We start from the raw sequence: 23,249 nt of genomic DNA, 5'->3' as shown, positions 1-23,249 counted from the left end.
GTAGAGTGGGAAGAAAGAGGGATGTCTCCGGCGTGTCGCCTGTCGGGACAACACACCGGAGCGAATGGAAAATCGCGGTCTGGTGCTTAAGGCAGTTCGACGGGGTTGCCGTCTGCGATGAAGCCCAGATCACGGTAGGTATTGAGGTCGATATTTTCACTGAGGAAGCGGACCGCGCCGTCGCCCAGCAGGAAGTGACAGCCGCCTGTGTGGGAACTGGTGAAGTTCCAGGAGCCGGCGGTGCCGTTGATGCCGTAGTAGGCGCTGTTCGTGGCGATAGCGTTTTGCGTGTAATACGCGGCGTCAGAGTAGTTGCCGATCCAGATTGTGCCGTTCTTGGCGCCTTCTGTCCCCCGCTCGCCGATGATGATGGTGTTACTCAAACCGTCACGGTAGTCTCGGAAGCGGACGCTGGAATTGTCATAGAACGATCCAGTCGGTTTCGTCGATCCCGAGCTGCGATAGGTGTTGCCTGCGACGCCGGTGTAGTTGGATTTTCCGTAGCCGCCGACATCAGTATTCAGGCCGCCCATGGGATCGGAGGGACAGATGTAGGTTGTCAGTACAACTTTGGAATAAGGAGTGGTCACCGTTGCAGAGCCGGTGGTCATTTCGGGAATGGTGGTCCAGTTGTTATCGACGCCGCCGACTTCCACGATGGAGTTGTAGAGTGCACTCTGCTCGATGTAAGGGAGAATGAAGGTGCCCCAGCCGAGCAGGTTGTGGTTGGTGACGTTGGCAGTGGGATCGTCATCGAGATAGCCGGGCGGGAGCGTGGAATGCACGTCGTTGTAGTTGTGCATCGCGATACCTATCTGTTTGAGGTTGTTCTTGCAGGAACTGCGGCGGGCGGCTTCGCGAGCCTGCTGGACTGCAGGGAGCAGCAGTGCGATGAGAATGGCGATGATGGCAATGACCACCAGCAGTTCAATGAGGGTAAATCCTTTACGGGTCGGGTGACGATACAACACGATCGGGTCTCCTGGGGTTTGAATTTAGAGGGTACGTAACAGGTAGCGGGTTGTCGTGGTGGGTAAAACGGTGGGCGTTTTACTATGTGGGCGCAGCGTCTGGCTGGAAAAAGCTTCTCTAAGCAGGCAGCGAATTTATTTGCTCGCTGTGCTCGAAGCAGGTCTGGCCAGATTTTTAACAGCGTTGTTTAAATATTCGATGGCCGAAGTGTGAATAGTTGGAGAAGCGATTTGGGGCGGGCTGAACATTCCACAGAAAACGCTCGCGAATTCAGGCGAAAGGCGTTATGCTGAGAGTGAACAAAAAAATCAGTTTCATTTGATCCTGGGTCGGATCTTTCGCGTTGTCAGACTCAAGACAAGACTGTTTTCCCAGCGCCGTTTGTTCTTCAGGATGAATCCGTTCCATGTCAATTCAAGTCAGCTGCCCTGTCTGTGCGAAGAATTATAAAGTCAAAGAGGAAGCCGCCGGTAAAAAGCTGCGCTGTAAGGAGTGTGGCGAAACCGTGGCGATTCCCACGCTGGAATCAATACAGGACGAAGACTACGCCGAGAATGACTTTTCCAGCCTGCTGGACGATGCGGTGGAACTGGAAGCGAAGTCCAAAACGATTCGCCGACCGGTGCGGCGCAAGCCGATGGTTAAAGCCGAGAAGTATGATGGTGATGAAGACGGCCCCGTCACGCGGAAGAAAGAGAATAACTACGTCGAGGATCTGAAGGCGACGTTTCTGATGCTGCTCGATCCGTCCAACCTGTTTATCTTCATGCTGCTCTGGCTGGGGATGGGGCTCTGTTTCTCATTATTACCTTTCGCCGGCACACTCGGCTTTATCGGGCTGATCATCATCCGGGGCTGGTACAGCCATTATCGCTTCTGTGTGATTTATGAAGCGGCTGCAGGTGAGAAACATCTGCCGGAATTAAGCCCCGAAGAAGGTTTTTTCATCCCGATGATCAAGTGGATTTTCACCTGGTTCCTGGTGCATTTTCCGGCGTATGCCTATGTCGGTGTGATCTTCTTCCTCAATCCGGAGATCATTGCGGATGCGGGTCTGTATCTGTTCGGAATGGAGACCATCGGTGATAACCTGCCTGCGTTTCACTTGAGCATGTTCATGTTTCTGTATTGCATGGGTGTGTTCTTCTGGCCGATTCTGGCACTGTGCGTGGCCGTCGGTGGTGTGGAATCGGTCTTCCGACTCGACCTGATGGTACTGACGATTTTCAAATCGATGCCCGCTTACTTCTTTACCGCAACCGGGATGTTCTTCGTGGCGGGGCTGCAGCTCGGCTTGACTTTCGCGAACATCGAATGGGGGATCATGGGCCTGTTTCTGATGCGAGGCGTGATGATCTACGTCGAACTGGTGGCGTTACGAATGATCGGCCTGTATTACCACCACTTCAAGAACCAGTTTGCCTGGTCATGGGGATAAGCAGACAGGCTCTTTCGAACTGGTTACTTTTCGTGAATCGTATTGATCACCTGGGCGAAGATCGGCTTTAACTGATCGAACTGGCCGTCGGGACAGAGGCAGATCATATTGAACTGCACCCGTCCGGTGAGCAGGGTCACCCGGTAGCCGCGCTGTGTGCCCCCCAGCAGTGATTTGGTGGTGAAGACGGACTGACAGGCATCGCCCATTTTCGTCTCCAGCAGCTTGTAGTCGCCGATTTCTTCGTAATTGGGGTAGTCGTCTGCCAGTTTGATTTTCATCAGGCGGTGAATGTCGACGACCGGCGGTTCGATCTCGTCGGAATCGGCGCCCTGTGTCATCGCCAGGCCCGCACCACCGAGGGCGCCGCCAGTCATGTTGCCTCGTACCGAAACCGTGGCGCTTTCATCGGGGGAACTGAACTTGGCCCAGCTCTGGACGCCCCCCTGCCCGCCTCCGCTTTTGACATTCCAGTTATCGGGATATTCGCAGCCGAAGTCGCCGACTTCCGGATGGAAGGTCGCATACTTGACGGGACCTGCCGGCTGATTCTGTGCCGCATTCTGAGCACTCAGCGAACTTCCTGCGGTCACCATGAAATAGATCACACCACCGGTCAGGGCGAGCCCCAGGATACTGCCGCCGACTAACAGCAGAACGGGAGGTTGTGACTTTTCCTGTTCCGATTTTTTACCCTTGGATTTGGCTTTCGTTGTGCCGGCACTGCTGCTGGAGTTCCCTTTCTTTTTTCGTGCGCGACGGGCGCGGGCTACGGCGGCACTGTCAAATTCTTCGTCGAAATCATCGAACTCATCTGCGGACGCGGCTCTGGCTTTTGTCTTCTGGCCATCGGCTTTGAGCACAAAGGGGGTTTCGCAACTGCGGCAGTTGACTTTCTTCCCCAGCATTTTGGTGCTTTTCAGTTTAGCTTTAGCCTGACAGTGCGGACAGGTGACGACGATTTCTGGCATGGATGATGTCTCCCGGAAGGATATGAAAGGGCGCTTGTCCCGGGCAGGAACTGCTAAATATACAGACCAGCCTATTCATTCGCTTCAAATTTATCCACTACGATATTTGTGAATCGTTGTGATAAACAGAAAAACGGTGATGTGCAAGCCGATCCTGGAAAACTCACGGAGAATTCATCGAACGCGGTTTTGTTTTTTTCAGAAAGCGACAGACAAAAACCGGAGCAATTCCGTTCTAAAGCAGTAACGAAGCCCGTTGATCTGATTGCGTTACTGGCGCGACAGCAGTCGGTCAATGGGCTTTGTTTGTTTTTTGATTCCAGGAGAGGTAGCTTCCCCTGACCGCGGGTTGCTGGTTTCCATCGCTGGCGAGATATGGCATAATCAAGAGAATGGATTATGTTTACTTTCCGCCTGTCTCTGCTTTCGGGAGAATGCGATGGTTGCCTGTGGTTTGAAATTTCTGTCTGTCGTGTTGTGTGTCTGCTGCCTGAGTGGTGGCGCGCTCCGTGCTGCGGACGCCGGTTATGCTTATGGTTTCGCGAAAACCGAAATCACCCCCGAGGTCCCGTTACGGCTCTCCGGGTACGGCAACCGGGATATGGTTTACGAGAACGTGGATGAGCCCCTGTATGTGCGGGCGATCGCGATTCGATCGCCTGAGAAAAAGGTCTGTGCGCTGGTCTCGCTCGATTCCATCGGCTTCGCCGGCACGTTTACCGACCGGATTGCGAAGACGGTCAAAGAGAAGTATGGACTGGACCGCGATCAACTGGTGATCTGCAGCACGCATTCCCATACCGCCCCGCATCCGGTGGAGGGCTTGTCGAATATCTTCTCTACGCCGCTGACCGAGGCGCAGCGGAATGCATCACAGAAATACTGGACCCAGGTCGAAGCGCGGATTGTAAAGACCGTCGGCACTGCGATTGAAGATCTCAAGCCGGGAACGATGGCGCTGGTCACCGGTGAAGTCGGCTTTGCCCAGAACCGGCGGGTGCTGAAGAACGGCAAGTGGACCGGGTTCGGCGTCAATCCGGAGGGGCCCGTCGATCACAGTCTGCCGGTATTGAAGGTGACTGATGGCAACGGCCGACTGCGGGGGCTGGTATTTAACTATGCCTGTCACTGCACCACGTTCGGCAGCGATTACAATTGTCTTAATGGCGACTGGGCCGGCTATGCCGCCCGTTATATTGAGGAGCAACAGGGGGAGATTGTCGCCGTCTGTACGATCGGTTGTGGAGCCGATCAGAACCCGATCCGGGGTAAGAAGGATGTGGCGAAGGATCTGGCCATTGGTCATGGCCGGGCGATCGCGGTGGAAGTCGCCCGACTGCTGAAACAAGAGACGCAACCCATTACGGCCCCGCTGGGAACCGCATATGGCAAGGCGGATCTGCCTTTTGAGCCCCCTTCAAAACAGGAACTGGAAACGGCCCTCGATCATCAGCGGCCGCAGGTCAGACAGCACGCGGCTAACATGCTCAAGCACTTTGAGAAAGACGGAAAATTGCCGACGAGCTACCCTGCTCCCGTGCAGGTCTGGAAGTTTGGTCGACAATTCACGATGGTCTTCCTGGGAGGCGAAGTGGTGGTGGACTACGCGTTGCGGCTCAAGCGGGAACTCAAAAGTGATGCCGTCTGGGTGACTGCTTACGCCAACGACGTGTTTGGCTACGTCGCATCAGAGCGGATGCGGGATGAAGGTGGCTACGAGGTTGATTTCTCGATGATCTACTACAATCAGCCGGGCCGCTGGGCGAAAGGAACCGAAGATATTCTGATCAAGCGCATTCAAGAACTGGTGCAGCAGGCAGAGTGAATCGCGGCGAAAACAGGGATCGTGCTGCTGACCGGAGGCTGAAAATGGATGATCCGCAGCCGGAAACCCGAATTATTTTGAATTCGGGGCCTGCATTGTGTGTTGTAAGTATTGAGCCGAAAAGCACTTTCCCGTTAGAATCCAGCACCGCTTCCGCGACCCCGGTGCGAACTCATTCGCCTGAAGTGGGGTCCATAGAGAAACACAGGCGCCCGTAGCTCAGCTGGATAGAGCAACGGACTTCTAATCCGTAGGTCGGTGGTTCGAATCCACCCGGGCGTGCTTTTGATGGCGATTCACTGTAAAGGTGAATCGCTTTTTTTATTGGCTGGTGGCGCGGTCTGCCTTGTTGAGTGCTCTCTTCAGAGCCTGACTTTTCTTGTCTCAATTTCTCCAAAGGCTGGCGTCTGCCTTGGGTTACCACTACACTGGTGGTACTACCAAATTTTCACACCCCCCTCTTCTGACGCTCTTTTAATACGGATGATGCTAGAACCATGAAACGATTCTCCCACCGCTGTGCCGTATCTTCTTTGAAATCTGCAGGCTGGGCTGTTGCCCTGTGTCTGTCGCTGTTTGTGACCAGCTTTGCCACTGCGGGGCCGCTGGTTTATGAAGGGACCGAGGGACCTGGTAAAGGCAAGCATATTGTCTTCCTGGCCGGCGATCATGAGTATCGCTCGGAAGAATCGCTGCCCGAACTCGCCCGCATCCTGGCGAAGCGGCATGGGTTCAAGTGCACGGTGCTGTTTAACATCGATCCCGAGACCGGCGAGATTGTCGCCGGCAATTCGAATATTCCCGGGATGGAAGCCCTCAAGTCGGCAGATCTGGCAGTCGTGTTTCTGCGGTTTCAGAATCTGCCTAAGGAACAGATGCAGCATCTCGATGACTATCTGAAACGGGGTGGCCCGGTGGTTGGGATGCGTACCGCCACGCATGCCTTCAACATGCCTGAGTCGGCACCGTTCTCGAAATATTCGTATCAGAGCAAAGACAAAGACTACGAAAAAGGGTTTGGTCACCAGGTACTGGGACAGACCTGGGTCGGACATTATGGAACCAATCACAAGCAGAGCACGCGCATCACTATCATTGACGATAAGAAACAGCACCCGATTCTGCGGGGCGTGAAAGATATCTGGGTGCAGGCCGGCGGTTATGTCGGTAAGCCGATCGATGGTGAAGTGCTGACGATGGCGCAGCCGCTGAACGGGATGCAGCCCGATTCCCCTGCCGATGAAACCAAACCTCCCATGCCTTCCGAATGGACGCGTACTTACACTTCGGCTTCCGGGAAAAAAGGACGTGTCTTTACGACCCTGTATGGAACGCCTGAGGATCTGCTGAACGATGGATATCGCCGGATGCTGGTGAATGCCTGCTACTGGGCACTGGGGATGGAAGACGCGATCAAGGCTGATGCGAATGTGGATTTCGTCGGCCCGTTCGAACCGAACACATTCGGTTTTGGAACCTACGCACACGGGATCAAGCCGGAAGCCTATGCCGGGTTCAAGAGCCCGATTCCCGCAAACCACAATACCAAGCGGACAGACACTCCCCAAAAGGGAGGCAAGAAGGCAGCACCGAAAAAAAAGAAGGGCAAGCCGACCAGTAAGTCGAAAGAGCCTACCGCGTCCCTGGCGACCGGTAAGCCGGCCCGTTTTGTGCGAATTGAACTCCCTGGTGACAAACGGATTCTGACCCTGGCGGAAGTGGAAGTTCTCAGTGGCGGAAAGAATGTTGCCAAGGGGGCGAAAGCCACTCAGTCGAGTACGATGGGATCAGCGGTCGCCGCCAAGGCTTTGGACGGGAACAAGAGTGCGGACTGGGGCAAAGGCGGACAGACGCATACATCGAACTCAGGTTCGAAAAATCCCTGGTGGGAAGTCGACCTGGGCCGTGCGGTTGATGTAGACAAAGTGGCGATCTGGAACCGGGAAGGTTTCGAAGGACGCCTGGAAGACTTCACCCTGACGCTGCTGGATGCGAATCGGAAAGAAGTGTTTCGGCTGACGAAGATCCCTGCCCCGTTCTCCATGGAAATTGACGTCAAGAACAAGGGCAAGCTGGAATACCTGACCCACAGTGGAAAAGCGGGTGTGCCTTACAAGTCGACTTCGAAGTCGGTCGGTGCGGAATCGGGGAGTCAGGTTGAAGATCCGACGCTGGTGGCAGTGCCGGCTGATTATCGTGATCCGATTCCCTTTAAATTTCAGGAAGGCGATGTCGTCGCGATCCTCGGTAATGGGCTGCCCGATCGGATGCAGCATGATGGCTGGCTGGAAACTCTGCTGCAGAGTGAACTGCAGGGTAAGAAAGTTCGTTTTCGCAACATGAGCGTGAGTGGTGACCAGGTAGATTCGTTTCCGCGGAGCAAAGGTGCCGCGACAACCACCGAGATGTTACGGCATGTGAAAGCCGACGTCGTGCTGGCGTTCTTCGGTTATAACGAATCCTTCCAAGGCGTGAAAAAAGCGGGCGACTATCAGAAACGGCTGGTCGATTTCGTCAGAAAGACACGCGGTTCCAAGGCGAATGGCAAATCATTCCCGCGGATCGTGCTGTTCAGCCCCATCGCCCATGAAGATACCGGCAACAAAAACGTGCCGGATGGAAAAGCACACAACGTTCAGCTGGAAGCATACACGCGGGCCACGGCAGCAGCAGCCCGAGAAGCGGGTGTCGCGTATGTCGATCTGTTTCACCCTTCCCAGCAGATGTTCCAGGAGTCAAGCACACCTTTGACGATTAACGGAATCCATCTGACCGAAGAAGGTAACAAGCAGCTGGCGGAGATTATCTCCTCTGCCCTGTTTGGACATCAGGTGACCGCGTCTCAGACAATGGAACCGCTGCGGTCTGCCGTGCTGGATAAGAATTACAAATGGAACAACCGCTTTCGTGCCCGTGACGGGAACGACGTGTGGGGGGGGCGTTCGATTCTCAAGTTTACTGACGATCAGACCAACGCCGAAGTGCTGCAGCACGAACTGTCGATGCTGGACGTGATGACGAACAATCGCGATCCCCTGATCTGGGCGAAAGCCAAAGGGGAAGACTACCAGGTTGACGACAGCAACGTGCCTGCTCCGGTGAAAGTGATTTCGAATGTCGGTGGCGGCAGTAAGAGCTCAAGTGCGGTCAAAGAGGGGAACCTGAACTACATCAGTGGCCAGGAAGCGATTGAGCATATGGCGCTGGCTGACGGGTTTGAAGTCAGTCTGTTCGCGGATGAAAAACAGTTCCCCGAACTGGTCAACCCCGTGCAGATGCAGTTCGATACCAAGGGACGTTTGTGGGCGGCTGTCTGGCCGACCTATCCCAAGTGGGAGCCGCTGAAAGAGATGAACGATGCTCTGTTGATCCTGCACGATGATGACAATGACGGCAAGGCGGATCGCGTGACCGAGTTTGCCCGCATTCAGAATCCGCTGGGTTTTGAATTCTGGAACGGGGGCGTGCTGGTCGCGTCTGCACCGGAAATCGTGTTCCTGAAGGATACCGATGGAGACGACGTGGCCGATGTGCGGACCGTGATGCTGCAGGGCCTCGATTCCTCGGACACCCATCATGCGGCCAATAACCTGATTTACGGTCCCGATGGCGCCATCTACTGGCAGAGTGGCGTGTTCATGGTACATAACCACGAACATCCCTGGGGGCCTTCGCTGCAGGCCAGTGAGTCAGCCATGTATCGCTTCGATCCACGGCGGTTCACGATTTCGATGCACGCGATCAATTCACCCAACCCGCACGGGATTTCGTTCGATTACTGGGGCTATCATTATGCGACCGATGGGACCGGCGGACGGGCTTACCAGGTCCGGCCGGAAAAAGGCGGGTTCAAAATGCACGAGCTGCTCAAGAAAGAAGTTCGTCCTGTGACCGCCAGCGAAGTGGTCAGCAGTGCGCACTTCCCTGAGTCCATGCAGGGGGATTTCCTGATCTGTAACGTGATCGGGTTCCTGGGCATCAAACATTACGATCTGGCCCGCAACGCCACCGATGGTACCGTGTGGGGTGAACCGGCGGGCGATGATCTGACCGTGATGCGTTTAAACGCGGACGGATCGAAAACGGAAGATAAATCCAAGGGGCTGATGATGAGCGGGGATAAGAATTTCCGTCCCGCTGATGCCATTTTTGCTCCCGATGGTTCGCTGTACTTCTGCGACTGGCACAACGTGATCATTGGACACATGCAGCACAACGTTCGCGACCCCAACCGCGATCATCAGCATGGTCGTATTTACCGGATGACAGCCAAGGGGCGTCCGCTGCAGAAACCGGTGGCCATCGATGGCGAGCCGATTCCCGCCCTGCTGGAAAATCTGAAATCGCCGATCGACGGCATTCGTCATCGGACCCGCGTCGAATTGAGCGAACGCGATACCGATGCCGTGATTGCCGCGACGGAAGAATGGATCAAGCAGTTTGATCCCAATAAGAAGGAAGACGCACATCACCTGCTGGAAGCACTCTGGTTGCATCAGCAGCACAATGTCCGGAACCTGGAACTGCTGGGGCTGCTGCTCAAGTCGCCCGAGCCACATGCCCGCATCGCCGCGAATACGGTGAAGCACCTCTGGTTCAACGTAGAAGGCACGATGCGTGGTGGTGTGATTGCTGAAACGGAAGAAGCCGAGACCAAGAAGTCGGGTATTCTGAGCGATACACCCGAGCTGACAACGATTCGCATCGGGACGGTCCGCGAGCGGATGCGTTACGATGTGACGAAGCTGACCGTCAAACCGGGCAAGAAGGTAAAACTGACGTTTGCGAACCCCGATTTCATGCCGCATAACATCATGCTGGTGAATCCCGGTAAAGCGGACGAAGTCGGACTGGCAGCCATTGCCCTGGGGGCCAGCGGGTTTTCTGTGGGCTTTATTCCTGACAGCAAAGAGATTCTCTGGCACAGCCAGCTGGTGGATCATGGTCAGGAAGAGGTGATTGAATTTGTCGCTCCGACCCAGGAAGGGGCTTATCCTTATATCTGCTCGTTCCCCGGTCACCACCTGCTGATGCGGGGGACCATGTATGTGACCAACGATCTCAAAGCGTATCTGGCGAAGAACCCGGAGAAAGAGAAGAAGATCACCAAGTGGAAACTGGCCGACCTGACCCAGGACCTGAAGCGGGTTGGACAGCATCGAAACTTCTCGCGGGGACAGGAGATTTTCACCAAGCTGGCCTGTGCCCAGTGCCATAAGATCAATGAGCACAGCCACACGCTGGGCAAGAACCTGGCGATTGGCCCGAACCTGGATGAGGTCGTGAAGAAGCACAAACACGATCCTAAAGCGGTTCTGGCTGAAATCCTGGAGCCTTCACGGAAGATCGAAGATAAGTACCGCACGGTGCTGTTCGTGCTGGATGACGGTCAGACCATCAACGGTAACATTGTTACCGAAGATGACAAATCGGTCACGATTCTGACCGGACCTCCCCAGGTGAAACAGAAGAAGGTGTCGAAGGATTCGATTGAATTCCAGCGGACTTCTCCCATTTCGATTATGCCCGCCGACCTGCTGAATACGCTGGACAAAGAGGAGATTCTGGATCTGCTCGCGTTCGTGCTGTCCGGCGGGAATGCGAAGTCGGATGCGTTTCATCATCACCACTAAGATGGTGACGACCGACTTCAGGTGATCAATTTGTTTTCGCAATAGAACATGGCAGCCGGTGGCATTTTGCCCCGGCTGCTGTTTCTGTTTTGTGGGCGGTTTCTGTCTGGCTGATCATCAGTGGCTTTTGAGCTGATTTGATTCGGCGCTGCTTTCGTTCATAAATTGCGCAGTTGATGCCAAAGTTGCTTCCACCGGGGCCCGGATTCCATTCTGCGCACCCTGCTCTCTTGTGTGCTCAATCGTTCTGCATGTTCAGCTTGGGGGCTGAGAGCCGATGCCTAGAATGGTGGGCTGTTCCACCGGGGGCCTTTCACGAGGGCTCGGTAGCGTTTCTTTATTTGCACGGTTGATATCGAAGTTGTTTCAACCGGGGTTAACGCCCTGCGGCTAAGGGGAAAATAGCCCATGATGACCGTTTTAACGCCACCGTTCTCACAGAAAAGTACGGACTGCCCGCGGCTGGCGCCTTGCCGGTCATTTATTTGTGTTGGGGATTATTTTGTGGATCGGCGTGGGCAGGTCAAGTGGAATCTGGGGTTTGAGGTTCTGATGAGATCCTGTGAGTTCAGGCTGAATGTGGGGCGAAATGCTCTGAGTGTGCTCCGAAAGCATTTGAAAATGTACGAGACAGTGGGAACCGGTGATGAATGTTCGGGTGAAACGTGGGTGAAAATCGACGTCGATTCAGGTGCAGCTGTGTCACTGGTGCCCCGTGTTCCGGTGCTCGCATCATCCGCCTCGCGCGCGAAGCACAATTGCACAAGAATACGATTCGGGGAGTGGGAATCAAGGGGAGTTTATGCAGTGAAAAGAACTGAACGGCACACCTGGTTATCCGGAAGCGGTGTAATGTGTTCAGAGATCGAGCTGGAACCGCAGGCCGGCGACGAAGGCATCGGGATAGATGCCGGAAGGAGTAGAGATATACTGGAGGTCGGGCTGGATGCTGAGTGCGTCGTTGATCTGTGCTTTGTAAAAGACTTCGACCATGATCTCGCGGTTGGTGCCTCCCTGGTCGAGTTCGACCCACCCTGCTCCGGCGCCGGTGACGTCCTGATCGCGTCCGCGGATCAGACCGGTATAGGAGAGCCCGGCCAGGGCATCATGCGGGATCAGGGGAAAAGGAGAGCGGCCATAGGTGCTGGTAGGAAAATGCTGGGCGAAGACGGTCAGCCCCTGAGGCTGGTCGTCCGTGCTGCCTGCTTCGCGGAACAGGAGCTGTTCTATCTGTACGTAATAGCCGAAGGCGCGGGGAATCGTGCCGGCGGGAACCGATCCAGGGGTCTGGTAAGTGGCGCCGGCTGTGAATTTCCCGGGCAGCTGTCGAAACAGGCTTTGATAGTGATACTCAAATTCGCCGATGAACAGGGCCGAGTTGTTATCGGAAAAGAGCCCGTTCGCGTCGCTGCGAAATGCGTCCCAGCCCCCGACCCTGAGACTGAGATCGGAGTTGACTTCGGTCATGAATACAACAGCGGGACTGGGGGCGGGAAACGAGGGCAGCCCCGCCGAGGGGGAGAGACCGAAGGCGGAGTTGATGAAATCGCCGGCGGCATCGATTGCCAGGAACAGGTTGCTGATATCCTGCTTGCCGACGCGCATCTTCACACCGGAATCGTAGAGGCCGACCTCCCACCAGAGTTCACTGATCTGGGCGATGTTGTCGAACGAGTCAATACTGCTGAGGATCTGCGTGGCGCCGACATACTCATCCAGGCCGCGACCGTGGGTGTTCTGAAACAGGATCGAAGCGCGTCCCGGGATGTCGAGCTTCATCTTTTCAAAATCGAGATCAACGGTGAGGTCGAGCAGACCTTCGTACTGAGTCGAACCGTTGGTGGCGATCCCGCCGTGGGTATTGGTAAAGACTTCACCGTAATAGACGGGGGAGACAGCGATACCGCTATCGGATTGAAACCAGTCGGGGATCAGCGTCGGATCTTCGGGAGCCGTCATATTGGTGGGAGGTACTATGGTAGCGGGATCAACGGGGAGACAGTCGATCTGTTCTGTCAGAGCCTCTTCAGCGCAGGGCTGACTGCAGACTGCCTGGCGGGCAGACAGAACCAGAATCAGAAATATCAGCGGGACGACAGAATTCAGCCGCAACGTTACGCTCCCCGTTCACGCTGCGTGAGAATGTTCAGATCGGAAAACAGCGCGCAATACTCTTATTTTCGGCAGAATTGACGCTGTGATCCAGTCTGGGGGAATAGTCAAACTAAGGAGAGAATGACGGCATGTTTCAGTTGGATTGCAGGGCTTTCTGCCCTGTTTTGGGCTGTGTGGCCAGGTGTTTTCGCAGGAATGCTTCGACCAGTTGTATCCGCTGTGCGTCAAAAAACTGGGGTCCACCATGAGCACCTCCATGAATGACTTCGAAAGTGACATCCAGATCGTGCTGCTTGTACTTGCCGTGCAGTTCGTGGGACTGGTTGATGGGGACCTGGGGGTCCTGATCTCCGTGAATCATGAGCAGCGGCGGATCTTGCTCGTCCACGTGAAACACGGGGCTGGCAAGACGGGCGAGTTCGGGCATGTTTTCCGGGCGGTCACCCAGCAGGAGTTGCAGCGCGGGGACGCGGACACTCAAGCCGTGCGGCGTGGACTGGGGGAGGATCGTCATGAAGTTGGTGGGACCATAGTAGTCGACGATGGCATCGACGCGGGAGGATTCCTGATCGAAGTCGCCGAGGTCCCCTTCCAACTGCGGGTGTCTGTTAGTGACACCCATCAGGGCGACCAGGTGTCCTCCGGCCGAAGAACCGAGGATGCCGATTTTGGTGGCGTCGTAGCCGTACTTCTTTGCAGAGCCGCGCAGGAAGCGGATGGCGGCTTTGATATCGTGGATCTGGGCCGGGAAGCGCGCGACCGGGGAGAGACGATAATCGACGCTGGCGACGGCGAAGCCCTGCTGGACCAGAGCAGCGAGGGGCATGTGGTCTTTGGAGCCGGCCCGCCAGGCACCGCCATGGATCCAGACCAGGAGCGGCGGTTGCGAGACGCTCTCGGGGAGGTAGAGGTCGAGCAGCAGGCGGTGGCCGTCTGCGGTTGCGTACTGGATGTCGTTGATCCGCTGAATCGATTCCACGGCGAAACTCCTGTCGGGGGATACAAACAGCATCAGGGCCAGCATGAGCCCGGCCCGGTAGAAAGGTCGCATAAGTGCCTCTTTCTCAGCTTGATTTTCGGGGCGATCCCGGAGGTTTCCGGATGTGTCCATTGTATACCTGAGGGACGGGGAATGACAGGTCGGGAGTCGGCTGGGCTGGCGAGAGCGGCCCGATCCGGATTTCCCTCTTTTCCCGGTCGATCCGATCTGTAGAATTCCTGTTATGGGGTGAGGCAGATGCCTGGCTTCGTACTAATCAGGCCTGGATTAAGGATTTGAAAATAACTGTGAAATCGGAAAAAATCTCGGTCGCAAAGAATTCGCGGGAGTGCTATGATCCGCTGCCTGCCTGTGGATCGACAACGCCACTCAGACACAAGCGATTTTCTCACCCTGGGGGTCTTCCCTGCATTCCAAACTCTCCTTTACGACCGGTTTGTCCGTGTAAAGGAAACCCTGATGCAGGATTCCGTTGTGAGCTCAACAGGCAGGCGTCTCCCGGTGGGAGTGCGTCTCGACGCGAATTTTTTTCAAGGATAGATGTACCGTGTGGTCTCTAAAAACAGCACAGCGGGCGCTGATCGCCGCCGGTTGTATGGCGATGATTTACACCCAGTTTACGATGTCACCTGCGACGATTGAGTTCGCACGCTCGCTGGGAGCGACCGGGTTACACATCGGGATTCTAGGTGCCCTGCCAACCATGATGCTGTTTTTCCAGTTCCTGGCAGCGATTGTCGCCAACCACCTGGAGTACCGCCGCTGGCTCTGGTTTCCGATTTCGATTTTGCAGCGATTGATTCTGGTGCCTGTGGCTTTGGTTCCCTGGCTGCTGCCTTCCCTGTCTGATACGGCCTGGCTCTGGTGGCTGATCGTGTTGACTGCGGTCAACCACGCGCTGATTCACTTTACAACCCCGCTCTGGTTGTCGTGGCTGGGAGACTATCTGCCGCACAAGGGGCTCAATCATTATTGGGGCTATCGCCAGGTCTGGATGTACTGGACCGGAGCGATTTCACTGCTGGGCGGTGCGATTTTCCTGGCGGAAAGTGGTCTGGATATTAAGTACGGGTTTGCCTGGCTGGTTGGCGTCGGATCGATTTTTGGCGTGTTCGATATTCTGTTCTACACAAAGATCGAAGAGCCGCCTGTGGCGAAGGTCAAAGAACCGAAGCTGAAAAAGGTGCTGATGACGCCTTTTCTGGATCCGAATTTCCGATCTTATATTTCGTTCACCTGTTTCTGGCATTTTGCCGCGATGCTGGGCGCTCCCTTCATCAGCTATTACCTGCTGGAATACACGGGCATGGACGTGTTCCGGTTGCTGCTGCTCTGGACGTGTGCCTGGCTCGGTGGCGCAGTCTTTTCCAAGCGACTGGGTTCGATGGCCGACCATTACGGCAACCGGCCGGTGCTGATTCTGTGCACGGCGTTCAAATCGACCAACATGATCGGCCTGCTGTTTCTTCCTAAAGATCCAACGCTGGCGTTCTGGATTATGGTGCCGGTGTTTATTATCGATTCACTGCTGAATGCGGGGATTGCGATCGCCAATAACGGCTTCATGCTCAAGAATTCCCCTTCCGAAAACCGGACGATGTATATCGCTGCGGGAACCGCCCTGGCGGGACTGGTGGGCGGCATCACTTCGATTCTGGCGGGGGCGTTTCTGGTGATGTCCTCAGGCTGGAGCGTGACGATTCTGGGGAAAGAGTTCAACAATTTTCATCTGATTTTCTTCATCAGCCTGTTGATGCGACTGGTCGCAGCCTTCTACGCACGCTCGGTTCGCGAACCGGATTCGCACTGGACGGCGCAGGTAATTATGAAGCTGGTAGGCGTCACGCCATTCCGGATGATGCGTTTTCCCGTTGGTCTGTACCGTTCCTTCCGTACGGACGAATTAAGGGAGATGTCGCCTAAAGAAAGACGGAAACAGAGCCGTCTGGAGAAAGCGAAGCAGACCCAGAACGCGGGTAGTGGCCCGGTGGAACCGGTTTAACTCCGCAGGATCACCAGATGATCGGTGGCGAGCTGGATTTCGTTGTCCTGGATCAGGGGCTCTGATACCGAGGAGAGCTCGAGCGAACCTGTAAGGGGGATGCGAACGGGCTCAGCGTCCGTATCTGCGACTGGGGTGAGACGGGAGTGGACGGTGATCGTGCCCCCCTGCTCCGGCTGCAGGTATTGGAGCGTGAATATATTGTGCTCCCGGTCAACGCTGGTCTGCAGGTGGTCAGCGGTCAGCCAACCTGCGTCGATCCCCTGTTTGCGGAGGTTGAGCAGGCTTTGATACCAGTGGAACATGTCCGGATCGCGGTGTGAGGCTTCGTTCCATTTGGCTTTGAAAAACGCCTCGGCCTGCGAGGGGAGCAACGCATCCTGCCAGACATGAGGTGGATAATCGCCTCGACGACCGACGTCGACGGCGTCGCGGAGATGTCGATCTTCAAAGTCGACGAAGAAAGGAAACGGAGCGGAAGTCGCGAATTCTTCTCCCATGAAGATCAGCGGGATCCCGGGATACAGGAGGACCAGACCGGCGGCCGCTTTCTGGAATGGTTTGGACGTCAGATGGTGAATCCGTTTGCCGTGCGGATGATTGCCGACGCTGTCATGGGTTTGCAACGCGATGACCAGCGATTCGAAATGCCGGCTGGCCCGTTCCCTGTCGGTGACGCGTTGTGAGTCTTTGCCGGCAAAGACGTATCCGTGTGCCAGCGACTCCACAAGGTCCGCGGTTCCGTGGTACTGACGGTGCGTCAGAGAGAGGTCCGGCAGGACGTGGGAATAAATTGAGTACATCAGGCAGTCGCACCAGATGCCGTCGTAAGGGACGCGGTCCTGACCAGGAGTCAAAAGTTCGTGGTTGTAGGCATTGGTCTCAGCGAAGAGGTGAATGGGCCAGCGTACGGACTCCGCGTGTCGCGAGACGCCCCGGCGGATGTCGTCCAGGATGTCGGGGCGACTGTCATCGTACATACAGTGCACGGCGTCGAGGCGGAGTCCATCGAGGTGAAACTCTTCAAGCCAGTAAACAGCGTTATCGACGATGAACTGCCGGACGTGTTCTGATTCCGGGCCATCGTAGTTGAAGGCGTCTCCCCAGGGGGTGTGATGTTTGTCGGAAAAATAGGGGCCGAATTCGGAAAGGTAGTTCCCCTCCGGTCCCAGATGGTTGTAGACCACGTCCAGAATAACGGCGAGGCCTGAGCGGTGGCATTCGTCAACGAAGGCGCGGAAGTCGTCAGGCGTGCCATAAGTGTTGCGGACGGCGAAGAGGTCAACCCCGTCGTAGCCCCAGTTCCAGCGACCGGGTGACTGGGCGACCGGCATGATCTCGACTGCGGTGATGCCGAGCTCGATTAATTCCGGCAGGCGTTCGATGGCCGCGCGAAACGTGCCTGCCTGGGTGAAGGTGCCGACGTGCAGTTCGTAGATCACGAGGTTTTGTTTTTCAATTCCCTGCCAGCTCTCATCGGCCCAGGGGAAGTCGCGGGGGGCGATGATCTGAGAGACACTGTGGACTCCCTGCGGCTGGTATCGCGAGGCGGGATCGGGGCGCGTAGTTTCCCCATCAAGGCGGTACTGATAGCAGGCATTCGCGGAGGCCTGGGGGATGGTGCCGGAATGATATCCCTGATGATCGCGCACCAGTTCGTGGCTGCTGTTTCCGCTATCGGTATTGATCTCGACATGCACCTGCTTACAATGAGGCGCCCAGACGCGGAAGTGGGTATCCCGGGAGGTCACAGGGGTGGCGCCGGGACGCGTGATTTCCGTTGGTTCGGGGGCCGCGAGTCCAAACCAGCGACAGCCTTCCAGCACTGCGGAAGTGGCGGTGGCTGAAGCGAGATAGAGGCGGTCATCCCAACCGGATTGTCGGTGCAGGTTATAGACCCGCTGGGCAAGGCTGCGGTCGGCGTTTCCGACCAGAATCGTGCGGTAGCCTGCAGTCAGTGCGGCCAGGTCGTTTCCGGAGTCTCCAGAAAAGACGGTGCTGGTGGGATCGAGCTGATTCTCCTTGTGCCACCACTCAAGGGCCAGGGCCTTGGAGACGGTAGCGGGGAGCAGGTCGATCAGGCCATCCCCGTTAAAGGGATCGACGCTGTGAATGATCGAGTATGGAGCGTCGGTCTTGTCGAGGATCTGCTGGATGCGGTCGACTTCCTGCTCCAGCAGTGACGCGTCGGTGTAGTAACTGAGTTTGAATCTCCCCTGCTTTTCCTGTTCCTGTAAACGCAGACCGGAAATCGGCTGCAGGAGTTCGCGGAGCTTCTCGATGGGCATCGAGGCGATGATTTGATCCTGGTAATCCTGATAGGCGGAGACCAGTTCAAATTCGCCTGAAGTCTGGCGTTTTAAGATGGAAGTGCCGACGTCGCAGATGATCCACTGTGGGACGGGCAGTTGGAACTCTTCAATCGCCTGGGAGACGGAAGCGAAGTGACGGCCCGTGACAAAGACGACGGAAACATTACGGCTCTGGAACTCTGTGGTAAGAGTCTTCAGATCAGACTGGTTTTGGGGATCCTGATTCAGGGGGATAAAGGTGCCATCCAGATCGGTGGCCAGGATCTGGGCTGAGGGATCTGTCAGCGGATTGTCTGCGCGAGACATGGGACGCTCCGTCGGTTAGACGCGATTGAGCCAGAGAATCTGGTAAGGGGCGAGCACGATGTTCTCTGAGGTCGCGTAGGTTTTGTCGTCGATCATATTCTGGAAGAATCGTCCGAGGCCAGCGGTGCGGATCTTATTCCCGTCGATTTGCTGAGGTTCCTCGGAGAAGTTGGCGAGCACGATCAGGCGGTTGCCTTCATTGATGCGGATGTAGCCCAGAACGTGTTCGTTGGCAAGCGCGATGAGATCCATCTCCTGACCCGCGAGAGCCGGCAGCGATTTGCGGAGAGCGATCAGCTTCTGGGTCGTGCAGTAAATGTGGGTGCGGATAGAACCGTTGCCCGCGTTGCGGTGGTCGTCGAGTTCTTCAAGAAACTCCCACTGCATTTTGGGACGATGTATCCAGCGGGAGTCGCCGGCTTTGGCGGGGTCTTTTACGAAATCGTAATCGTTGAGCATGCCCCACTCTTCGCCGAGGTACAGTAGCGGAATGCCCCCGATACTCAGTGAGACCCCGTGCAGGAGCAGCATACGTCGCAGGGCGAGTTCCTTCTTCTCCTCGTCGTCTTCCTCGATGGCCTGCTCGAGTCCGGCGAGCGACGCCATGGTTCCCGAGATGCGCATGTCGCCGGTCTCGAAGTTTTCCTGAAAGGGAACGCCGCGCGCGAAGGAGCCCGGGAACTGACCGGTGTAGAAGTCGTTGAGGAATTTACGATGATCGTAGGCGTTGATGCCGATGGCCTGGGCGTCGGCGTCGTCGAAGGTCCAGCCGATGTCGTCGTGGCAGCGGAGGTAGTTGACCCAGGCAGTGTTGCGGGGCAGCCGATATCGGTGGCTGAGGGTCTGTACCAGGAGATTGACTTTGCGGGTGGCCAGCGATTCCCAGAGGAGCGCCATCAGTGTGGGGTTGTAAGAGATCTGGCATTCGTGCTCGCTGATGTACTTGACGACATCGTCGGGATGTACGATGGCTTCGGACTTGAACAGCAGACCGGGGGTGGCGATGCGGGCCAGGCGGTTGAAGGCCTGGATCAGCGTGTGTGCCTGGGGGAGATTCTCACAGCTGGTTCCCATCTGTTTCCAGATGAAAGCGACCGCGTCCAGGCGGAGGATGTCGATACCCGTGTTGGCGATGAAGAACATCTCTTCGAGCATGGCGCGGAAGACCGCGGGGTTGGTGTAGTTCAGATCCCACTGGAAGCTGTTAAACGTAGTCCAGACCCACTGCTGCATTCCGTCGTGCCAGGTGAAGTTCCCGCGACGCACGGTGGGAAAGATTTCGCGGAGGGTCCGTTCGTATTTCTCCGGTTCGGTGCGATCCGGGAAGATGTAGTAATACTCCTGAAACTCACGGTTCCCGGCTTGCGCGAGGCGCGCCCATTCGTGGTCGTCCGCGGTGTGGTTGAAAACGAAATCGAGGACAAGCGAGATGCCCGCTTTCCGCAGGTCAGCGGCGAACAGGCGCAGATCCTCAATCGTCCCGAGACGGGGATCGACAGAGCGATACGTACTGATCGCGTAACCGCCGTCGTTATTGCCGGGGCGGACTGCGAATAAAGGCATCAGGTGCAGATAAGTCAGACCGAGATCTTTAAAGTAGCCCACATGCTCGCGAAGTTTGCTGAGGTTCTCCCCGAACAGATCGACGTAGAGTGCCCCGCCGTTTATGCGTTCGGACTGGAACCAGTTGGGTTCGTTGATCCGATGCCGGTCCAGTTCGCAGAGTTCTTCTCTCCGTTCCGCCCACGCCCGGGCTGCGGTGAGCAGCACGTGTTCGATGTGGAAGAAGAAGTCGTAACGGCTGTGATAGAGTTCGAACAGCAGACGGAACAACGGGCGCCAGTGCTCGTCGAGTCGCAGTTCGAATTCATGCTGCCTGGCATCACTGATCTGACTCTCCTGCCAGACCTGAGCTAACCGGGGCTGCAAACGTTGCAGGGTCAGATCTGCCTTGAAGTCAATCTCATCCTGTGTCTTGCTCATTCGATCCGATCGTTGGGAATGGTAATCTTATCTAAGAAGTTGTAGTACTTGATTCCTTCGAGGATGCCTGCAGCGTGGGTTGCCTGCGCGAAGTAGACGCGGGGTCGATTACGCAGACGTTCCAGCTCTTCGCTGTGGTTGCCGACGACGACTCCCAGGGTGCGTCCCAGCAGCATTCCCGCGTCGTTACCGGAATCGCCAGAGACAAGAACGTGTTCGGGAGCAAAGCCCCATTTCCAGAGCACGTGCCTCATTGACAGGTCGCTGCCCCCCCGCACGGGGATGACATCCAGGTACATGCCGAGCGACATCACAACCTTAGCACGTAATCCTGCTTCCCGGAGAATTTTTTTGATTTCCGAGAGGCTGGGGCTGAGACTGGTATCGATTTCATAACTGATTTTGAATTCTGACTGATGTTCTTCGATTTGCGGGAAAAATCCGGGGAGTGAATCCAGCACTTCGCGAATTTTCTCGGGTTGCCAGGCATAATCAATTGATTTGCGCCAGCTGAGGTCGGGAGTGAGGTTCTCGCCGTAGTGTAACTGTGTTCCCGCGTCGGTATCGATCAGGTCCGGCTGAGGGAGCCCCAACTCCTGGATAAGTTCCATGGCACTGTCCAGACGTCGGCCCGTCGCAATTCCAAAACCAATATGATCATTCTCACGAATGAGTTCGATGAACTCCTGCAATGCCTCGTCATCTCCCGTCAGTGTATTGTCCAGATCGGTGATAATCAACCGGTCAAATTCGGGAAGTCGACGCGAGGTCGATTTGTCGGCCAGCACGGGTGCGGGAGAGTGCTCCAGGATATCCTGCAGGTCCCTCAGGTAACGCTGCGCGTGGTTATTCCAGGAGTAATGTTCACGGGTGCCTGCGATTCCGTTGGTGGACCAGTCGGACCACTGCTCCGGCTCGGTGAGGACACGGAGCAGAGCGTGTTCGATGGCTTCTTTATCGAGAGGATCGACGAGCAGACCGTTCTGACAGTTGGCGATAATGTCCCGCGGTCCGCCATCGTTGGTGGCGACGACGGGGAGCCCTGTGGCACCGGCTTCGAGCAGTGTCAGTCCGAAAGGCTCTGTCAGGGCGGGATTGATGAAGACTCCCTTCAAAGACGTAGCGAGTCGGTAGAGCTCGGGGACATCACTCGGTGTATGGGTTTTGGGGTACGCGACCTTCCCATACAGGTTATAGCGGTCAACCAGGTAGAGTACACGGTTGATGATGGTCCGCTGCGATTTGGGCAGATCGCGAAGGTCATCGCGGGTTCCCATGACCATGACGAGGTTGGCTTTCTCCTGCAGCTGCTCGCTTTCACCATAGACTTTGACCAGCATTTCCAGGTTTTTGCGTTCATCCGGTCGCGCCACGGTAAGGATCATTGGCTTGTCCGGTTCGCGCAGGAAGGGTTTCAGTTCTTCGGCGAACGCAGGTGTTTTCCAGTCTGGTTTCGCAGGAGAAAATGACGATAGATCCACGCCGGGAGGGATAACTTCCATCCGGGCGGGTTCATAGTGGTCGTAGAGTTCATATTGCTGCTGGACTTCCTGGTTCGTGCTGGTAACTACCATGGAAGCGGTTTCCAATGCGAGTTCTTCCGCTTCGATGCGTGCGGTGAACTTGTAGCGGTTTTCCAGTTTATCCATCGACTCAGGATCGGTTTTCCCCAGTGAGAGTCGCTGGCGTTTGACCCGTCCCAGTGAGTGTCCGGTAAAGACGTAAGGAATGTGGAGCAGTCGGGCCAACTGGGCTCCCGCGACGCCGGCGTCCGCGTAATGGCCGTGAATGATGTCAGGCAGACCTGTGCGACGGAAGTGCTGCAGCGTCTGGTCGATAAACAGCTCCAGGTACGGCCAGAGCGATTCTTTACGCAGGTAACGCTTGGGGCCGAACGGGATGCGGACGATCTTTGCGTTTTCCGAAATTGGCTCTTCAACCTGAGCGTAAGCGTCATCGACTTTGGGGTCGATGATCTGACGGGTGAGTACCTCGACTTCTTTAACGCGCGAGTGAGCGGCGAGTTCTTTGGCCAGTTCCAGCACGTATTTGACCTGGCCGCCGGTATCCGCATCGCGGCCCAGTTCGGGATCGTGTGCCCGAATCAAACCGTGCAGACTGATGAGCGTGATTTTCAGATCACCGCGTCTCGCAGAGGCAATGCCTGCCCCACGGGGATCAACAACTGCGTCTGAAAAGGGTTCATTTAATACGTTATGGCTCATTGAGTTCATCCTGTTAAATTCTGTTCCTGAGTTAGGGGCCCGCTGCGATGTCGCAATCCTGAATAACGGGAGTGATGGTAAGAGGTTCGCGTGAAAACGTGTCGGCGGGAGCGCGGCGAAAGAGTCGTTCGTCGATTTTGCAGTATGTCAAAATGGGCTCTGTTCAGTGGAGATATCAATCGAGCAGATCTGGTCGCTGAGCGATCACATTGGTCGCCAGCCAACCACCCGGGGCTATCTCCTGCTGGGGCGAGTACAATCAAAACGGGTTTGTTTATTGCTTTCTCCTGAATGGTCATCCTGAGTCCAATGTAGTGGAACTTAACTATGCAAAGGGCATGCCGAACCGGGGTGTAGAGATCCGGCAGTGATGAGACATATCTGGCTCAATATAAGTGACACGGTTGTCTCATATGTGTGCGTGATGATATAATGGGAAACGCGTGTCGCATTTGAGAGTGAGAAAT

11 protein-coding genes and 1 tRNA gene are annotated in these 23,249 nt (G+C 55.9%); 5 read left to right on the top strand and 7 right to left on the bottom strand.

Annotated elements, in window-relative coordinates; all coding sequences use genetic code 11:
- Nucleotides 1–86: 86 nt before the first annotated feature.
- Entirely contained in the window at nucleotides 87–971 is an 885-nt protein-coding gene (locus tag F1728_RS01745; RefSeq protein ID WP_261344499.1) for a DUF1559 domain-containing protein, read from the bottom strand.
- A 407-nt stretch (nucleotides 972–1,378) separates the two neighbouring features.
- On the opposite strand from F1728_RS01745, the gene F1728_RS01740 reads away from it, so the two are divergent.
- On the top strand, nucleotides 1,379–2,410 hold the full coding sequence (locus tag F1728_RS01740) for a hypothetical protein (protein WP_155362639.1): 1,032 nt from the start codon (nucleotides 1,379–1,381) through the stop codon (nucleotides 2,408–2,410).
- Between the two features lie 23 nt (nucleotides 2,411–2,433).
- On the opposite strand, the gene F1728_RS01735 is transcribed toward F1728_RS01740, so the two are convergent.
- Nucleotides 2,434–3,381: a hypothetical protein gene (locus tag F1728_RS01735; protein WP_155362638.1), complete on the bottom strand. Its 948-nt coding sequence runs from the start codon at nucleotides 3,379–3,381 to the stop codon at nucleotides 2,434–2,436.
- 439 nt (nucleotides 3,382–3,820) lie between these two features.
- Here F1728_RS01735 and F1728_RS01730 point away from each other — a divergent pair, with 439 nt between their 5' ends.
- The 3 genes from F1728_RS01730 to F1728_RS01720 all read left to right on the top strand — a co-directional run bounded on the left by F1728_RS01730 (nucleotide 3,821) and on the right by F1728_RS01720 (nucleotide 10,839).
- Nucleotides 3,821–5,206 (top strand): neutral/alkaline non-lysosomal ceramidase N-terminal domain-containing protein, encoded by a 1,386-nt coding sequence (locus F1728_RS01730; protein ID WP_194242638.1) that lies wholly within the window; start codon nucleotides 3,821–3,823, stop codon nucleotides 5,204–5,206.
- A gap of 208 nt (nucleotides 5,207–5,414) precedes the next feature.
- A tRNA-Arg gene (locus F1728_RS01725) sits at nucleotides 5,415–5,488 on the top strand.
- 215 nt (nucleotides 5,489–5,703) lie between these two features.
- The gene (locus F1728_RS01720; RefSeq protein ID WP_155362636.1) at nucleotides 5,704–10,839 is read left to right on the top strand and encodes a PVC-type heme-binding CxxCH protein; all 5,136 of its coding nucleotides are present in this window, start codon (nucleotides 5,704–5,706) and stop codon (nucleotides 10,837–10,839) included.
- 858 nt (nucleotides 10,840–11,697) lie between these two features.
- Here F1728_RS01720 and F1728_RS01715 read toward each other — a convergent pair.
- Together F1728_RS01715 and F1728_RS01710 are read right to left on the bottom strand one after the other, a co-directional pair.
- On the bottom strand, nucleotides 11,698–12,951 hold the full coding sequence (locus tag F1728_RS01715) for a carbohydrate porin (protein WP_155362635.1): 1,254 nt from the start codon (nucleotides 12,949–12,951) through the stop codon (nucleotides 11,698–11,700).
- A gap of 136 nt (nucleotides 12,952–13,087) precedes the next feature.
- The gene (locus F1728_RS01710) at nucleotides 13,088–14,005 is read right to left on the bottom strand and encodes an alpha/beta hydrolase (RefSeq protein ID WP_194242637.1); all 918 of its coding nucleotides are present in this window, start codon (nucleotides 14,003–14,005) and stop codon (nucleotides 13,088–13,090) included.
- Between the two features lie 496 nt (nucleotides 14,006–14,501).
- On the opposite strand from F1728_RS01710, the gene F1728_RS01705 reads away from it, so the two are divergent.
- Entirely contained in the window at nucleotides 14,502–15,956 is a 1,455-nt protein-coding gene (locus tag F1728_RS01705) for an MFS transporter (RefSeq protein WP_228030461.1), read from the top strand.
- Here the strand turns inward: F1728_RS01705 and treZ are convergent.
- Genes treZ through F1728_RS01690 form a run of 3 tightly spaced genes read right to left on the bottom strand, consistent with a single transcriptional unit; the run spans nucleotide 15,953 to nucleotide 22,782 of the window.
- Nucleotides 15,953–18,574, bottom strand: a complete 2,622-nt coding sequence (treZ, locus tag F1728_RS01700) for a malto-oligosyltrehalose trehalohydrolase (RefSeq protein ID WP_155362634.1) — start codon at nucleotides 18,572–18,574, stop codon at nucleotides 15,953–15,955. The two genes, F1728_RS01705 and treZ, sit on opposite strands and share 4 nt — an antisense overlap.
- A 15-nt stretch (nucleotides 18,575–18,589) precedes the next feature.
- Nucleotides 18,590–20,557 (bottom strand): alpha-amylase family glycosyl hydrolase, encoded by a 1,968-nt coding sequence (locus F1728_RS01695; protein WP_155362633.1) that lies wholly within the window; start codon nucleotides 20,555–20,557, stop codon nucleotides 18,590–18,592.
- Entirely contained in the window at nucleotides 20,554–22,782 is a 2,229-nt protein-coding gene (locus F1728_RS01690) for an HAD-IIB family hydrolase (RefSeq protein ID WP_155362632.1), read from the bottom strand. The genes F1728_RS01695 and F1728_RS01690 overlap by 4 nt, the downstream gene beginning before the upstream one ends.
- Nucleotides 22,783–23,249 lie beyond the last annotated feature (467 nt).

It is taken from the genome of Gimesia benthica (assembly GCF_009720525.1).
In the GTDB taxonomy this organism is placed as follows: Bacteria; Planctomycetota; Planctomycetia; order Planctomycetales; family Planctomycetaceae; genus Gimesia; species Gimesia benthica.
This window is presented reverse-complemented; position numbering and strand designations above follow the sequence as displayed.

Bases quoted from the DNA above. Each gene is read 5' to 3' on its own strand.
- F1728_RS01740 (WP_155362639.1), top strand. From the start codon at position 1,379: ATGTCAATTCAAGTCAGCTGCCCTGTCTGTGCGAAGAATTATAAAGTC.
- F1728_RS01735 (WP_155362638.1), bottom strand. From the start codon at position 3,381: ATGCCAGAAATCGTCGTCACCTGTCCGCACTGTCAGGCTAAAGCTAAA.
- F1728_RS01730 (WP_194242638.1), top strand. From the start codon at position 3,821: ATGGTTGCCTGTGGTTTGAAATTTCTGTCTGTCGTGTTGTGTGTCTGC.
- F1728_RS01720 (WP_155362636.1), top strand. From the start codon at position 5,704: ATGAAACGATTCTCCCACCGCTGTGCCGTATCTTCTTTGAAATCTGCA.
- F1728_RS01710 (WP_194242637.1), bottom strand. From the start codon at position 14,005: ATGCGACCTTTCTACCGGGCCGGGCTCATGCTGGCCCTGATGCTGTTT.
- treZ (WP_155362634.1), bottom strand. From the start codon at position 18,574: ATGTCTCGCGCAGACAATCCGCTGACAGATCCCTCAGCCCAGATCCTG.
- F1728_RS01695 (WP_155362633.1), bottom strand. From the start codon at position 20,557: ATGAGCAAGACACAGGATGAGATTGACTTCAAGGCAGATCTGACCCTG.
- F1728_RS01690 (WP_155362632.1), bottom strand. From the start codon at position 22,782: ATGAGCCATAACGTATTAAATGAACCCTTTTCAGACGCAGTTGTTGAT.